A 15482-nucleotide genomic window follows, 5' to 3' on the forward strand; every position below is an offset into this window, starting at 1 on the left:
AAAGATCAACACGCCCTAGTCAATCACCCGAATAAAAAAAGGCTCACATTTCTGTGAGCCTTTGTCGTATTTAGGAGGGTCCAAATCAATGGACTGTGTCATGGCTAATGTCAAGCAAGCGGTAAGTCTGCAACCACCTGGTTGAACGTGATACGAGCATTCTGAGCTTGCTCAGATAACTCGATCTTTTTCGCTTGTGCGGCACTAAGATTACTCTCGGCCTGCTCAAGTGCTTGTTGTAGATTCTCTGGTAACTCGTGAGTTTCCATTTGTGAACCTTGTTCTAACACATAAGCGCGAATTTCTTTCTTCACTGCGGCAAGTTCTGTGTAAGCAACACGCTCAAGTTCTGCGGCTTCTTGCGCAGCATCTTTTTCTTTCTCAAATTGAGCCAGTGCCATACCTTCAGCAGACCAAGGGTCCATGTCTGGCAGTTCTTCGATGTTGATCGTTGGCTCGATATACGCATCTTGATGGCGTAGGTCGAGGTTAGTCGCACGAACCGCTGAAATCATCAGCATCACAGAGATAGCAAGCAGTGGTAAGCCACCAACAATCGCCGCCGTTTGTAGCGTACTTAGACCGCCTAAGAACATTAGAATCGTTGGTAAGAACGACAGAGTAAATGCCCAGAACATACGGTTCCAGCGCATTGGCTCTTCGGTCACGTTGTTTTGTACAACAGACGCTAGGATGTATGAGATAGAGTCAAATGTTGTTGCCGTGAAAATGATACACAGCATTGTAAATACAGCGATAACCAGCGTGCTCATTGGCAATTGTGCAAGCATCGAGAAGATAGCTTTGGTTGCGCCTTCCGCATTCAAAATGGCAACGACATCTAGCTCACCAGAAAGCTGCAGTGATAGGCCGTAGTTACCTAAGATCATGAAGAACAGGAAACAACCTAGAGAACCAAAGAAGATCGACCCTGACACCATTTGTTTGATGGTTCTGCCGCGAGAGATACGCGCAACAAACAGACCCATACTCGGTGCAAATACTAGCCACCATGCCCAGTAGAAAATCGTCCAGTCTTGTGGGAAGTGAGTGTTTTCGAATGTACCGTAACCACCAAATGGTTCAGCCCACGTTGCCATCACGAAGAAGTTAGACAGTAGACGACCAATTGAGTCTAAGCCTGTTTCTAACATGAAGATTGTTGGACCCGCGATCAGAACGAAAGCCAGTAGACCCATCGCACCCCAGAAGTTGATGTTACTTAGGATCTTGATGCCTTTTTCCAATCCAGCATAAGATGAGTAAGCAAAAATCGCAGTACACACTAAAAGCACCATCACTTGCGTTAGGTTATTTTTAGGTAGACCAAATAGGTGATTTAGACCTTCAGTGATCAGAGGAGCGGCTAAACCTAATGTTGTTGCAGCGCCGCCTAATAGACCGAAAATGAATAGGATATCAACGATCTTTCCTGGTACGCCTTTACTACGGTGTTCACCAAGAACAGGCATTAATGCGCTTGAAATCTTTAGAACAGGTTGTTTACGTACGTAGAAGAAGTAAGCGATAGGAATTGCCGGGATTAGGTAGATAGACCATGCGATTGGTCCCCAGTGGAATAGGCCGTAGGTCGCAGCCCAGCGTACTGCTTCTTCACTGCCAGGTTCTAGTTGGAAAGGCGGTGATTGGTAGTAGTAAGCCCACTCAATACAGCCCCAATACAAGATACTTGCACCGATACCGCCACAAAATAGCATGGCAGCCCATGATGCAGTTTTAAACTCAGGCTCTTCATCAGCTTCGCCCAGTTTAATTTGTCCCATATCACTGAATACTACGTACACCATAAATGCACAGGCTGCGAGACCTAGAGCAAGATACAGGAATCCGAGTTGATCAGTCATGAATGTTTTCGCAACCGCAATCCAGTCTGCGCCCTGTGCAGGGAACAAAATGAGCGGGAAAACTATCGTGAGTAGGAGTGCTATAGCACCAAAAAAGGTTGGCTTATCGATAAGCTCAAAAGTGTTTTTCACGAGTATTATTCCATTAAAATGAGAGCGGAATTATGGAATGAACTCGTTTTTTAGACCTAATCGGGTCTATTGTCGTAACGATAAATCGCTTTTATTCTAGAGAATGCGATAGGTTGGCAAGGCTAAATGAGTGCGAGAAGAATACCGCCTACGGTTGCCGCTGCGGACAGGTATTGCCCCGCTGAATAAGAACTATCATCTTCTTCTTCAATCTTATCTGGGTGATCCATACCCAAGGCACCATGAGCGAATGACTCAACTTTATCGGTAACTGTCGCGTTTTCTGCTTCGACTTTCTTCGCTTCTTTATCAATTTCTTTTAGGGCAGATAAGAGTGCTTTGCCTTCATCAGAAAGCCTAACCGTATTTTGCTCAACCTTAAGCGGTGTAGGCTTTTCAGCTTCGTTAGCTGAACTCTTAGCGTTCATCTGCGAAGGCGAATACAGCTGAGTATTACTCGTTCCTACTGGCGTCATATAGCTCTCCTTACCTATCCTTAAATATAGTATCGGCAGAGGTGTGAAAAACTTGTGCAATTAATCATCGATAGTGATGTTTTTTTATTCGCACATTACATTTTCGTCTGCTTGGTTAAATCGTCTATTTACTAAGCAAGTCTTGTGCCGATAAGAATGTTTGATTTTAGATAGAGTTAGGATGAATGACGGGAACGTGATCAAGTTGTGACGATGGGCTAATTATCTAGGATTAGCCCATCGACTCTTTAGCTTAGAAGAGTGGATCAACAGATCCTACTCACACTCTAGGCTAGCGCTACGTTTTGACAGATGCTTGTATGCCTTCATTCGGTTCTCTTTCTTTACAAAGCGAGCCGGCGGCGAAAGCACTTCAAGCTGATAATCACCGCTATCCGATGACATCGCTTCAACCGGGCTGATGATGGCGATTTTTAAATCAGGGTTACGACGTAGAATTGATGCCGCCGTCCCTAAACCACCCTCGGTGTGGAACTTGCCAGCCACGTGAATCACTTGTTTATCAGGGTTTGATGCTAGGTAATCCACAATCGACTCAGCCATGGTTTCGTCCCAGGTAACCTGAGCGGCAAACTGCTTTTCTGTTTGCTCTGGCGTACCGTGATGCATAGAAGCCATGAACTTTTCTTTGTAAGGGCTATCGCCAGTATCCACTTCGGCAGCAATCCATTGGCGTTGCTCGGTCGATAATTGGTCTAGGTAAGGCAATCCTTTACGGCCAATACACTGCACGAATGGCTTTGGTGCATTTGCCGCAATAACATCGACGTCGTTGGCTTTTGCGAACTCAACTAACGCGCGGTAATCACTTTCGTAATTTGGCCAAGCTGCCGCTTGAGACATGAGAATTTGTTCGCCAATTTCGCCGTTTAAGTATTGGTCAAGTGTGGCTTGGTGCTCTCGAGTGAACTGTTCCATTGAAAGCGCAATGTTTGATGTTGCGTTGCGGCGCGCTTTTAAGAAGTCGGTTTGGAAGCGGTGAATGGCAGAATGCGTGTGCCATTCGCCAATTAGAACCACATCAGCGTCAATCAGCTGCTCGGGTAATGCATCGAGAGAAAGTGTTTCGCCTTGTGGAGAAGCGAACTGGTAGTCATAGAATGTGGAAACGGATTCCGTTTGAGCCACTTTTTGAGAAGTGTCTTTTGCAGGTTGACTAGCACAAGCCGTGAGAAGAGTAGCTAATCCGATAAGAATAATACGTTGCATGAAATGCCTCCTTGAAGAACACGCATACTAAAGGAGGCAAGATAAGATTTCAATGCAAACGATAATCAATATCAATTAAATTTGTTTGCGGTACACTCGCAGCATAAAGTCAGCTTCACAGTTGAATTGCTCTACCTCGGTGAGTTGTAGTTTAAACTCTTCACTCGCCTTCCAAGCAAACGGCGTCATCTGTAGCAGGTCGAATGCATCTGACCCCGATAGTTCCATCATATAGTTTAGTTGCTCTTGATGCTCAAGCGTAAAACCTTCGATCACTTCTGGATCTTCGTCGTGCAAGCGAACGCCATCATAAATTGCATCACGCAGTTGATACAGGTGTCGGCTAGCTGGTGTCACGGTGATCACCACACCATTATCTTTGATGGTGCGTTGTAACTCTTCAGCCTTGCAAGGCGCGTAAATGCGTAGAATTCCGTCTAAGCTGTTTTCAGCAAAGGGTAGGCGATGGCTTGATGCAACTGAGAAGTCGACAGCAGGGTAGCGTTTAGCGGCGTATTTGATAGCAATCTTAGAAATGTCTAGGCCAAAAGTAGCCCCTTTCTTTTCTTGAAGATTCACAGCAATTTCGTTGGTGTAATAACCTTCGCCACAACCAATATCCAATAGGCTAGGCGTCTCTTCTGGTAGATAGCGAGAACACAACGTCACCACCGCTTGGCGCATTGGGTCATAGTGGTTACCTTCAAGGAAGCGACGACGTGCCTGCATCATCTCTTTGTTGTCACCTGGATCTTTTGAGCGTTTGTGGTGCGCAGGCATCAAATTGACGTAGCCTTCTTTCGCTAGGTCGAACTGATGGTTCTTTTCACACTTAAACGTACGATCGTTTTGAGATAAAGGTTGGTGACACAAAGGGCATTGGTAAGTCATGGAGACCTCTAAAGGAGAATAGACAGCGCAAGTGTAACGAGCTAAAACCAAAAAGTAAAAGAGCGACATAAAGCCGCTCAAAAATCGTTTTTTATAACTGTATTTATACGGTTATTGGGCACTAATCACCGTAATCAGTTGGTGGCTTTCGCCAGGCTGTAGCGTTTTGCCTGCTTCTAGGCTTGGTGCGTGCAGTGTTGATTCTACACACATCATGGTTAGGTAACCGTCGTCTTGCATGTCGCCCATAGCTGTTGCGCCTTCCGCCCACGGGTTCCACAATACTGCAGAGTTATGACCGTGGTTTTCAACGGTTAGCGTGCGATCCAGCTTTTTGTCAGCAACAAAGATTTGCGCTTCTGGTTGCGTGTAAACGCGGTCAATTGTGTCAGTCAGTGCTAGCTCAGAACCACCTTGGCAGATCTTGCCACCTTGCAGGCTATCAATGTACTCAGCACCCATACCGGTTGTGGTTGTGTTGTGAATATCGCCAACATTTAGGTAAGTGTGTAGTGCACCAGAGAAAGTCCATGGCTGAGAATCAGTGTTCTTCACGTCCAGCGTTACTTTTAGTTGTTCGCCGATCTCAACATTCAAGCGAGCATCAAACTGATGAGGCCATACTGCTAGCGTCTCTTCGCTTGGCTTCAGACCTAAGCTAACAATCACGCCAGCTTCGCTTTCACGGTGTTCAACCAATTGCCATTCACTTGAACGGGCAAAACCATGTGCTGGTGCTGCAATGCGACCAAACCAAGGCCAACATACTGGAATACCACCACGCAGAGCCGTTTTACCATCGAACTTAGCTTGTTGGCTCATCCAAATTAGGTCTTCTTGACCTTGCGGTTGGAATGACACCACATGGCCGCCAAACAGTGAAATCGCTGCGTTTGCTTTATCGTGGATAACGCGAACCAGTTTTACACCTTCGTGTTCAACGATAGTGACGTTGTCAGAAAGTACCGCCAGTGCAGGTAGAGTAGATAAATCCATTACATGATCCTTCTAAGGAAATTGAATTCAAATGCTGACTAGAGTGATGCTTGTGTTTTCATGAGTAACAAGCAGAGTCAGTATTAGAATTGAATTTTGCGTTTGGGCTATCTTGATGAGCTTAGACAGACGCGGTTTAAAAGATAGCAGGCATTAAAAAGGCGACACTAAGGTCGCCTTTTTCAAAGTCTGCTCAAAACAGTCTTCGCTAATGCTTATCTAAAGCGATTTCTAAAAAGAAATTACTTAGAGATGTGAGCGATTAGGTCAAGAACTTTGTTTGAGTAACCGATTTCGTTGTCGTACCAAGATACAACTTTAACGAATTTGTCAGTTAGAGCAACACCAGCTTTAGCATCGAATACTGAAGTTTGAACTTCACCGATGAAATCTTGTGATACTACTTGGTCTTCAGTGTAACCAAGAACGCCAGCCATTTCGCCTTCAGAAGCTTCTTTCATTGCAGCACAAATTTCTTCGTAAGATGCAGCTTCTTTTAGGTTAACTGTTAGGTCAACTACAGATACGTTAGCAGTTGGTACACGGAAAGCCATACCAGTTAGAAGGCCGTTTAGTTCTGGAAGAACAACGCCTACAGCTTTAGCAGCACCAGTTGAAGATGGGATGATGTTTTGAGAAGCACCACGGCCACCGCGCCAGTCTTTAGCAGAAGGGCCATCTACAGTTTTTTGAGTTGCTGTAGTAGCGTGAACTGTAGTCATAAGACCAGACTCAATGCCCCACTTATCGTTAAGTACTTTAGCGATAGGTGCAAGACAGTTAGTAGTACAAGAAGCGTTAGAAACGATGTCTTGACCAGCGTAAGATGCTTGGTTAACGCCCATTACGAACATTGGAGTTGCATCTTTAGAAGGACCAGTAAGAACTACTTTCTTAGCGCCAGCAGTGATGTGCTTACGTGCAGTCTCGTCAGTTAGGAAAAGACCAGTTGCTTCAGCAACTACGTCTACGTCGATAGCATCCCACTTAAGGTCTTCTGGGTTACGCTCAGCTGTAACACGTACAGTTTTACCGTTAACGATTAGGTTACCGCCTTCAACTTCAACAGTACCGTTGAAACGGCCGTGAGTTGAGTCGTACTTAAGCATGTATGCCATGTACTCTACGTCGATTAGATCGTTAATACCTACTACTTCGATGTCTGCACGCTCTTGAGCTGCGCGGAATACGAAACGGCCGATACGGCCAAAACCGTTAATACCTACTTTGATAGTCATTGTAGTTGCTCCACAACTTAATTTCTGATTAAAGATAACTGGTAGTAAAATTACAGAATCCAGTATACATCTGCAATAGATAATCCGACTTAACTTGTTTAATGTCAAAAAAAAGCGACGCTTTTCTTAACAATTGGGTGTAAGTGATTGAAAATTGACCATTGCAAGTGGCTCTGTACCCTTCCAGTTGGGTAAAATACCCCTAAATGATGATTCACTTATGAGTGTATATGTACAATGTTTCCTGGTGAGAAAGTATGTGCTACAAAACGACTCATATGCAAGCCTTTATAGAAAAAAGTAAATATAATAACTGAGAATGTGGAGAGATATTAACGTGATTCAAAAGGGAGGAAATATGATAAAGCCTGATGAATACTGGCGTGAGCGCCTAACGGACGACGAATTTTCAGTGTGTCGTGAGCGTGGTACTGAAGCCCCATATAGCGGCAAGTTACTGCACAACCATAAGACTGGCGTCTATAGCTGCACATGCTGTGAAAGCCCTTTGTTTCTGTCGGATAACAAATATGACTCTGGGTGTGGTTGGCCAAGCTTTGATGCCCCAGTGAATGATGAAGCAGTACGCTATATAGAAGATCTAAGTCACGGAATGAAGCGTGTAGAGATCCGTTGTACCGCCTGTGATAGCCATTTAGGTCACGTTTTTCCAGATGGCCCGAAGACCACAGGTGAACGGTTCTGTGTTAATTCAGTGTCGTTAATTTTCAACAAAAATGACGAAAGTACGAAATAACTTGTAACTATTGTCTAATCCTTACAGGTCGCATTTGTCGATTTAGGAATGCTGAAACGCCCAAGATTTCAGATTTAACTCTAGTACAAATAAAAACAGCTACCAAAAAGGTAGCTGTTTTTATTTGAAAGCAGGTGAATAAGAAGCTTAAGTAAGAACACTATAAATGAAGCGATCAGTAACTCGGGACGATTGAAGGGCTGTAAATTCCATCCTCAATCGCTTCGACGATGTTATCTGCGTCTTTATTTAGCTTCTTATAGGTTGCCTTGTCGAAATGGTACAACACCGTGAGCTCGGCTTCAGAAGCAATCGGCACGTCAAAGTCTTTGGCAACCATTGCCCAAACGTACGCTTTTTCCATATGTCCCAGGCTGTGGTTGATACTGGCCATCGACTTGAAGATTTCAGTGTTGGCTACCGAGCCATTAGAAAGCGTTAGCGCATTATTGAGTAGCTTAAGTGTCTTTATATGATTGCGGGTGGTATAGAAGGTTGCCAAGGCATATTGCATCTCAGCTGTGTTTAACGCTTCAGAGCCTTCTAGTTGTAGGAAACTGCGTCTGGCATTGGTGTCCCCAGTTTGCGACCACAAGAAGTAAAGCGTTTCCGGTGTATCAGATTTCGATAGCTCATCAACAATGCGCTCAGACTCTTCGATACTGTGCATTAAAGAGGTAAAGCGACGCTCTTGCAGCTTAGATTGATCGATCGTTTCGATCTGTGCCGCGAGCTCTAGGCACTTTTTGTAGGCAGTGACTAATTCGAATTCTTTAATTTTGTTGATTTCGGTGGGTTGCTTCTGAACTTCAAATCGATGCCAGATGAGGTCGGTACGTGCGACACGACATTGCCCATCGCTCATGTTCAATTGTTCACACTGAAGACCCGGATTGCTTTGGCACAGTTGATCGGTATTTTTGTTCCCTTCAAGACACCCAACCAGAGTGAAAGGCAATAGGCTAATCGCCAACCATTTCATAATTTTCATATTCCTTCACTTGTGATCAGATGCACTTATTATCGGTCAGGTTCTTGACTCAATTCTGTTACGGGTTATTTTCTGGTGAAAATTGTTAAAACTAAGGCTTTACCATGGATGCAGAACAACTTCTTAGCGCAATGACACCCGAGGTCTACGAACGTTTAACCTACGCAGTTGAAACGGGTAAATGGCCAGAAGGTACGGCGCTCTCAAAAGAACAGCGCGACTCGTGTATGCAAGCGGTTATGTTATACCAATCTAAACATAACTCTGAAGCTCAACATATGACAATTGCAGCTGGTGGTGAGATTAGCTTTAAATCTAAGTCTGAACTAAAGAAACAGTTTAAGTCAGATCAAGAAGACATTGTGAGAGTTAACCCGAATCATTAAGCTTAAATTACAACAAAGGGGTGGCAATGTGCCACCCCTTTTAGTTTAACTCGTTTATTTATAAGCAATAAAACGATTTAGTTCACGTTAAGCCGCCGTTACTTTCATAGAATAACTGGCTTTAACGTGAATCCTTGAACAGGTTATAAGCTCATCTCACCGCGCAATACTTGTTGCATCTGAGCCTTCACTTCTTCGTAGCCTAGGTTTTGGCTTAATAGATAATGCAACTTCGCCAGTGCCGCTTCTGGTGTCATATCGTAACCACTCACCACGCCCGCTTCTGCTAGTGCACAACCTGTCGCGTAACCACCCATGTTGACTTTACCAGCCAAACATTGAGTTAGGTTCACCACAATAACACCGCGCTCTGAGGCATCTTTCAGGTGCTGAAGCAGTTCTGGGTTTTGTGGTGCGTTACCCACACCGAAAGTAAGCAGAATCATCGCGTTAACAGGTTGTAATAGCGTGTTACGGATAACTTCGTGTGAGATGCCTGGGTACATTGTGATTACGCCGATAGGTTGCGGAGTAATGTTATGAACCTTGAAAGCACCTTTAGGTTGTTCGTTTACCTTTACGTTATTGCTAAGTTGGATATTGATACCCGCTTCTAGCAATGGATTCAGGTTTGGAGACGTAAACGCATTGAAGCCATCTGCGTGTGATTTTGTGCTGCGGTTACCACGCATCAACTTGTTGTTGAAGAACAGTGTCACTTCGTTGATAGGGTAGTTTGCGGCAATGTGTAGCGCATTCAGCAGGTTTGCTTGTCCGTCTGAACGAAGCTCTGCTAGTGGGATCTGAGAGCCCGTAACAATCACAGGTTTGCCGAGGTTTTCAAGCATGAAAGACAGTGCAGAAGCAGTGTAAGCCATAGTGTCTGTGCCATGCAGGATAACGAAACCATCGTACTTATCGTAGTTCGCGCGAATGTCATCAGCGATAGTCTGCCAATCAAGTGGCGTCATATCTGAAGAGTCCATTAATGGAGAGTATTCGTGAATGGTGTACTTAGGCATCTCTGGGCGATGGAATTCAGGCATGCCAGCTAGCTGCTTATCCATGAAACCTGCGACTGGAACATAGCCGTGGTCAATAGACTTCTGCATGCCAATTGTGCCGCCGGTGTACGCGATATAGATGTGTTTTCTTTCCATGGCGATTAATACTTAGTGTGATGTAGGGAACAGGGGGGCGATTATAGCGAATTATCATGCAATAAAAAGAGGCACCTCACACAGAGGTACCCCTTAGTCATTGAGTTATTGGCTCAACTTATTGAACTTGGCAATTTAAGCAGAAAGCGTATCGGCCTTGTGGGTCGTTAAAGCTGCCTAACAGCTGGCTATCTTGAGCTAACTGCTGAGTAACAGGCTGTAAACTGCTTGGTATCATCGATTGAATATCTAGGCCTATCGACATCTGAACTTGGTTCATAAATTCTTGAATAAATTGTTCAGTGGCCGAAAGTGGCTCTTCTACCCAGTAGATGTTGTAGCTTTCAAGCTCTGCAAGTGAAGCCGCAGCTGCAACCGCATCATCGAAATCACCAATCTCATCGACTAAGCCTTTCTGAATCGCATCTTGACCTGTCCAAACTCGACCTTGAGCAATCTTGTCGACAGCATCGACTTCCAGACCGCGATTTTCTCCAACTAGGCTGATGAATCGGCGGTATCCGTTTTCAATGCCCATTTGGAACGCGTCTTTCGCGCCATCGCTAAGTCCAGTTGTAATACCAAGACCTGAGAAAGGTGAGGTGCCAACGCCATCAGTGTAAACACCAATATCGTTCAACCCTTTTTCGAAGGTGGTGATAACACTGAAGATACCAATTGAACCCGTTAGTGTGGTTGGCTGAGCTAGGATCTTATCCGCACCCATCGAGATCCAGTAACCACCCGAAGCAGCAAGGCTCGACATCGACACAACAACCGGTTTACCCGCTTGCTTGATCGCTTCTATTTCATTACGGATAACTTCAGAAGCAAAGGCACTGCCACCTGGGCTATCGACACGAAGTACAACCGCTTTCACTTTATCGTCGTTACGTGCTTGGCGCAGTAGGGCTGCTGTGGTATCGCCGCCAACGGTGCCACGTGGTTGCTTGCCATCCATAATTGCGCCGCTCGCTACAATCACGGCAACGTCGTGTGATTCACTAGTCATGTTTGGAAGCATGGTTGTACGGTATTCGTAGTAACCAAACGCGTTGTAGCTGTCTTGGCCGTCACTGCCGAAAACATCGGCAAGCTCTAGTCGAACTTGCTGGCGTGTCGCTAGCTCATCCACTAAGCCAAGTTTCTCGGCCAGTTTTGCAATGTCACCGTCCACAGACTCAAGTTCTTTCAAGAAGGTGTCCATGCTTGGGTTCAGTGTCTTAGCGTCTATTTGACGGTTGTTGCTGACGTCATCAACGTACGCACCCCATAGTTGGCTTAACCAACGAGAAGCGGACTCTTTCGCTGCGTCTGACATGTCATCACGAATGAAAGGCTCAATAGCTGACTTATAAGTGCCCACACGGAACACGTGCGTGTTTACGTCTAGTTTCTCTAACAACGTTTTGTAGTAAAGCGAGTAAGCGCTATAGCCTTTAAGAAGAACCCCACCATCTGGTGATAGGAAGACCTTAGTTGCGTAGCTGGCTAGGTAGTATTGGCTTTGGTTGTAAAAGTCACCCACCGCATAAATCGGTTTGCCTGTTGCTTTGAACTCATTCAATGCTTTAGCAATGTAGCGTAGCTTGGTCAGGTTGGTTTCTGGCAGCTCTTTGAGAGCTAAAACGATACCAGTAACCTTGTCATCGTCTTTTGCGTAGCGAATCGTTTCAACGATATCAAACAGGATGTTCTCTTTTGGAAGGTCTTTGCCAAGTAGTGAACCTGTGACCGAATCCATCGGATTGATATAGCGGCTTTGTTCCACAATAGGGCCAGACAGATTAAGCACTAAAGCCGAATCCTGAGGAACCGTCGGTTGAGCCGTATCTGAATGGAAGTACACAAAGTAGATGATGGCGATACTGAGTAAAAAGACTAGGTTAACCAGCGCAAGACGTACAAACGTAATGAGCTTCCAAATCCCTTTAAAGAACATGCCTATAAATTTGAATATTTTTTTCATTCTGTCTCCGCAGTGAGATCACGTCGCTTTAACAAGCCGTAGTACCATTAATCTCAATAATATGAACTGCTTAGTATCCTACGATAATTCCCAAGCTCAAACTACACCAAGAATTGTTAATCGATATATATTCTCATTAAGTGTAGTCAAATTAAGGGCTTCTGAACGATTAATACGTGCAGCATTATGATCGGTGTTACAAAAATGTAAACGGTTGTTTGAACTTTTGGTAATTGAACTATACTGTGGTCAGACCACAAGGATAAAATAATAGAAGTGATGTCTGCCATGTACCCACATTTACTTGAACCACTCGATCTTGGATTTACCCAGTTACGTAACCGTGTATTGATGGGATCAATGCATACAGGTTTAGAAGAAAATAAAGAAGGTCTCCACAAACTCGCCGCGTTTTATGAAGAGCGAGCAAAAGGAGGCGTTGGCCTTATTGTTACTGGTGGTTTCTCTCCTAATTTACGTGGCAGATTAACCCCATTCAGTGCTGAATTCAGTAAAGTAAAGCACGCTAAAGCGCACCAAGTTGTTACCGAAGCCGTCCACAAGCACGGCGGTAAAATTGCGCTTCAATTGTTGCATGCAGGTCGTTATGCGATGCACCCATTTGCGCAAAGTGCGTCTGGCATTAAAGCGCCTATCGCTAAGTTCGCTCCAAGTGAGATGAGCCCTCGTCAGATTAAAAAGACCATTGGTGCCTTTGCCAACAGTGCCGAACTCGCCCAAGTCGCGGGTTACGACGGCATTGAGATTATGGGATCTGAAGGTTACTTGATTAACCAATTCATCTGTAAACGTACCAATATGCGTTACGACGAATGGGGCGGTTCTTATGAGAAGCGCATGCGTTTCCCGCTGGAGATTGTTAAATCGATTCGCGAAGCAGTGGGTGACGACTTCATTATTATTTTCCGACTGTCGATGCTGGATTTGGTTGAGCAAGGCAGCACCTTTGAAGATGTTGTTCTATTGGCTCAAAAGCTAGAAGAAGCAGGCGTGACTATTATCAATACCGGCATCGGTTGGCATGAAGCGCGTGTTCCGACTATCGCGACACAAGTACCACGTGGTGCATTCTCTTGGGTGACGGAAAAAGTGAAACCATACGTGTCGATCCCAGTGGTGACATGTAACCGAATTAATACGCCAGAAGAGGCCGAACGTATTCTTAGCTCTGGGCAGGCTGATATGGTGTCTATGGCGCGTCCATTCTTGGCAGACCCGGATTTTGTTAATAAAGCAGCTCAAGACCAAGCTCAGTTCATCAATACCTGTATCGGTTGTAACCAAGCTTGCCTTGATAACGTGTTTAAAGGTAAACGTGCGAGCTGTTTGGTGAACCCACGCGCTTGTTACGAGACTGAAATTGTTGTTCAGCCAGCGCAAGCGACTAAGACCATTGCGGTTGTCGGCGCAGGCCCAGCCGGTTTAGCCTGTGCAACGACTTTAGCTCAGCGTGGGCATAAGGTTGACTTGATTGAGAAAAATGACCGTATCGGCGGTCAGTTTAGATTGGCAATGCAGATTCCGGGTAAAGAAGAATTCAGAGAAACGATTCGCTACTTTGCTAACCAAATCGACGCATCAGGCGTGAACCTGAAACTGGATACTGAGGCAACGTTTGAGATGTTGTTGAAGTACGATGAAGTCGTGATGGCGGCTGGCGTAGAGCCAAGAAAGCTCGATATTGAGGGCATTGACCAAGAAAACGTGGTCGATTACCAAACCTTGATTCGCGAAAAGACACCAGTAGGCGAAAAGGTCGCGATTGTTGGTGCTGGTGGTATCGGTGTCGATGTGGCAACCATGCTGACTGAGCCAACTTCACACAGCTTAGACGATTGGCTGCATGAGTGGGGCATTGATAAGAATATGGAACACCCAGGCGGACTTTACCCTTACCCTGATTCATTCAGCGATAAAACGGTTTGGGTGATGCAGCGTAAAGCGGGTCGTGTTGGTAAAGGTCCGGGCAAAACTACGGGCTGGATTCACAAACGCACACTAGAAAAACGCGGTGTTAATCTACTGGGTGGCGTGAGCTACAACAAGATTGATGACCAAGGTCTACATATCAGCGTTGGTAAGCAAGATCAGGTACTTGATGCCGATTCTGTAATTGTGTGTGCAGGCCAAGTGTCCGTTCGTCCATTCGAAGACATGTGGCAAGAGTTTGGTGGCAAACTGCATGTGATAGGCGGCGCCGATTACGCGGGTGAATTGGATGCAGTACGCGCAATTCGTCAAGGTGTTGAGCTAGCGATTAAGTTATAGAATCAGCTATCAAACTGTAATCTTATCAGTAGATATTGTTACTTAATTTGCTGAGTTAGATTTTGAACAAGGCTCCTAAGTCATAGATTTAGGAGCCTTTATTGTTTCTAATCTAGCCTAAATGGACAGCCGTTGAGATTTATTATCGTTTGTATTCTGTGCTAAAGTTCAAGTATACAAATAATAAAGAAATAGTAAGGACTTCAAATGGATGCTTTGGATCTATTGCTCAACAGACGCTCAATCGCAAAACTCTCTGATCCGGCACCTGAAGGTGTGGCGTTAGAAAACATCATCAAAGCAGGGCTGCGTGCTCCAGACCACGGTGCACTAACACCATGGCGCTTTGTTATCGCGCAAGGTTCAGGCCTACAAAAGCTTTCAGACATCTTGGTGCGCGCCGCTGAAGCGGATGACAGCGAAGAAGCGGTTATCGAGAAAGTAAAAAAAGCGCCGTTCCGAGCTCCGATGGTGATTACTGTGATTGCCAAAGTAACTGAGCACGAGAAAGTGCCTGCTATCGAACAACATCTGTCTGCGGGTTGTGCTGCACAGGCGATGCAAATGGCCGCAGTCGCACAAGGTTTCCAAGGCTTTTGGCGCTCAGGTAAATGGATGTTCCACCCAGAAGTACACCAAGCATTTGGCCTAGAAGGCGACGATGAAATTGTTGGCTTCCTATACCTAGGCACTCCAGGCTGTACACCAATGAAAGTGCCAGAGCGCGACTTCTCTAAGTTCGTTGAGTTTTTATAAGTGAGCAAAAGCAGCCCAAGATAGGGCTGCCCAACTAAATCTAAAAACTAAATCTGGTGATAAAAGCCATAATAGCTGTAGGTAGTTGAAAGTCTTCAGCAACTAAGAAGTCGATAATCGCTAAAACTGATTCTATTACATCTAGTAAAGAGTTTAACTTTTGAAACATGCCCATATACTCGTTTAAGTAAGTTTAGCACGTTGTTTTTTACATAGACTTTGATATGATTCGCCGTGAAACAAGCCATCATAATCGTTGTCTTAAAGTTTAAAGTCTTCTCCTACAAAGACTTTGAACTCTGCTTATTACAACGTGAGTGATACAGATAAATTAGCCCGCTTTGAG

The 15482-nt window shown here is 45.0% G+C and carries 13 protein-coding genes; 4 read left to right on the forward strand and 9 right to left on the reverse strand.

What is annotated here, in order from left to right:
* Nucleotides 1-110: 110 nt before the first annotated feature.
* The 6 genes from AB4329_RS05100 to gap form a co-directional block, all read right to left on the reverse strand.
* Nucleotides 111-1997, reverse strand: a complete 1887-nt coding sequence (locus tag AB4329_RS05100; protein WP_372137762.1) for a BCCT family transporter — start codon at nucleotides 1995-1997, stop codon at nucleotides 111-113.
* 122 nt (nucleotides 1998-2119) lie between these two features.
* Nucleotides 2120-2473 (reverse strand): hypothetical protein, encoded by a 354-nt coding sequence (locus tag AB4329_RS05105; protein WP_372110572.1) that lies wholly within the window; start codon nucleotides 2471-2473, stop codon nucleotides 2120-2122.
* A gap of 276 nt (nucleotides 2474-2749) precedes the next feature.
* Nucleotides 2750-3703, reverse strand: a complete 954-nt coding sequence (locus tag AB4329_RS05110; protein ID WP_372137764.1) for a ChaN family lipoprotein — start codon at nucleotides 3701-3703, stop codon at nucleotides 2750-2752.
* Nucleotides 3704-3778: 75 nt separating this feature from the next.
* Nucleotides 3779-4594, reverse strand: a complete 816-nt coding sequence (gene rlmA, locus AB4329_RS05115) for a 23S rRNA (guanine(745)-N(1))-methyltransferase (protein WP_372137766.1) — start codon at nucleotides 4592-4594, stop codon at nucleotides 3779-3781.
* A gap of 111 nt (nucleotides 4595-4705) precedes the next feature.
* Complete coding sequence (locus AB4329_RS05120; RefSeq protein WP_372137768.1) at nucleotides 4706-5590, reverse strand: D-hexose-6-phosphate mutarotase; 885 nt, start codon at nucleotides 5588-5590, stop codon at nucleotides 4706-4708.
* Between the two features lie 242 nt (nucleotides 5591-5832).
* Nucleotides 5833-6828 (reverse strand): type I glyceraldehyde-3-phosphate dehydrogenase, encoded by a 996-nt coding sequence (gene gap, locus AB4329_RS05125; RefSeq protein WP_017059382.1) that lies wholly within the window; start codon nucleotides 6826-6828, stop codon nucleotides 5833-5835.
* Nucleotides 6829-7147: 319 nt separating this feature from the next.
* Between gap and msrB the strand changes: the two genes are divergently transcribed.
* Complete coding sequence (gene msrB, locus AB4329_RS05130) at nucleotides 7148-7585, forward strand: peptide-methionine (R)-S-oxide reductase MsrB (protein ID WP_080582205.1); 438 nt, start codon at nucleotides 7148-7150, stop codon at nucleotides 7583-7585.
* A gap of 175 nt (nucleotides 7586-7760) precedes the next feature.
* On the opposite strand, the gene AB4329_RS05135 is transcribed toward msrB, so the two are convergent.
* Nucleotides 7761-8567 (reverse strand): DUF2989 domain-containing protein, encoded by an 807-nt coding sequence (locus tag AB4329_RS05135; RefSeq protein WP_372137788.1) that lies wholly within the window; start codon nucleotides 8565-8567, stop codon nucleotides 7761-7763.
* Between the two features lie 113 nt (nucleotides 8568-8680).
* Here AB4329_RS05135 and AB4329_RS05140 point away from each other — a divergent pair, with 113 nt between their 5' ends.
* The gene (locus AB4329_RS05140; RefSeq protein WP_010437067.1) at nucleotides 8681-8962 is read left to right on the forward strand and encodes a YeaC family protein; all 282 of its coding nucleotides are present in this window, start codon (nucleotides 8681-8683) and stop codon (nucleotides 8960-8962) included.
* 143 nt (nucleotides 8963-9105) lie between these two features.
* Here AB4329_RS05140 and ansA read toward each other — a convergent pair whose 3' ends face one another.
* Together ansA and sppA are read right to left on the reverse strand one after the other, a co-directional pair.
* On the reverse strand, nucleotides 9106-10122 hold the full coding sequence (gene ansA / locus AB4329_RS05145) for an asparaginase (protein ID WP_017063439.1): 1017 nt from the start codon (nucleotides 10120-10122) through the stop codon (nucleotides 9106-9108).
* A 118-nt stretch (nucleotides 10123-10240) separates the two neighbouring features.
* Nucleotides 10241-12091 (reverse strand): signal peptide peptidase SppA, encoded by a 1851-nt coding sequence (gene sppA / locus AB4329_RS05150; protein ID WP_029235699.1) that lies wholly within the window; start codon nucleotides 12089-12091, stop codon nucleotides 10241-10243.
* A 279-nt stretch (nucleotides 12092-12370) separates the two neighbouring features.
* Here sppA and AB4329_RS05155 point away from each other — a divergent pair, with 279 nt between their 5' ends.
* Together AB4329_RS05155 and AB4329_RS05160 are read left to right on the forward strand one after the other, a co-directional pair.
* Nucleotides 12371-14380 carry an NADPH-dependent 2,4-dienoyl-CoA reductase gene (locus tag AB4329_RS05155; RefSeq protein ID WP_017070754.1) on the forward strand — a complete coding sequence of 670 codons (2010 nt, stop codon included), beginning with the start codon at nucleotides 12371-12373 and terminating at the stop codon, nucleotides 14378-14380.
* Between the two features lie 207 nt (nucleotides 14381-14587).
* Nucleotides 14588-15136 (forward strand): NAD(P)H nitroreductase, encoded by a 549-nt coding sequence (locus tag AB4329_RS05160; protein WP_017059376.1) that lies wholly within the window; start codon nucleotides 14588-14590, stop codon nucleotides 15134-15136.
* Nucleotides 15137-15482 lie beyond the last annotated feature (346 nt).

It is taken from the genome of Vibrio sp. 10N.261.54.A5 (assembly GCF_041471145.1).
In the GTDB taxonomy this organism is placed as follows: Bacteria; Pseudomonadota; Gammaproteobacteria; order Enterobacterales; family Vibrionaceae; genus Vibrio; species Vibrio crassostreae_C.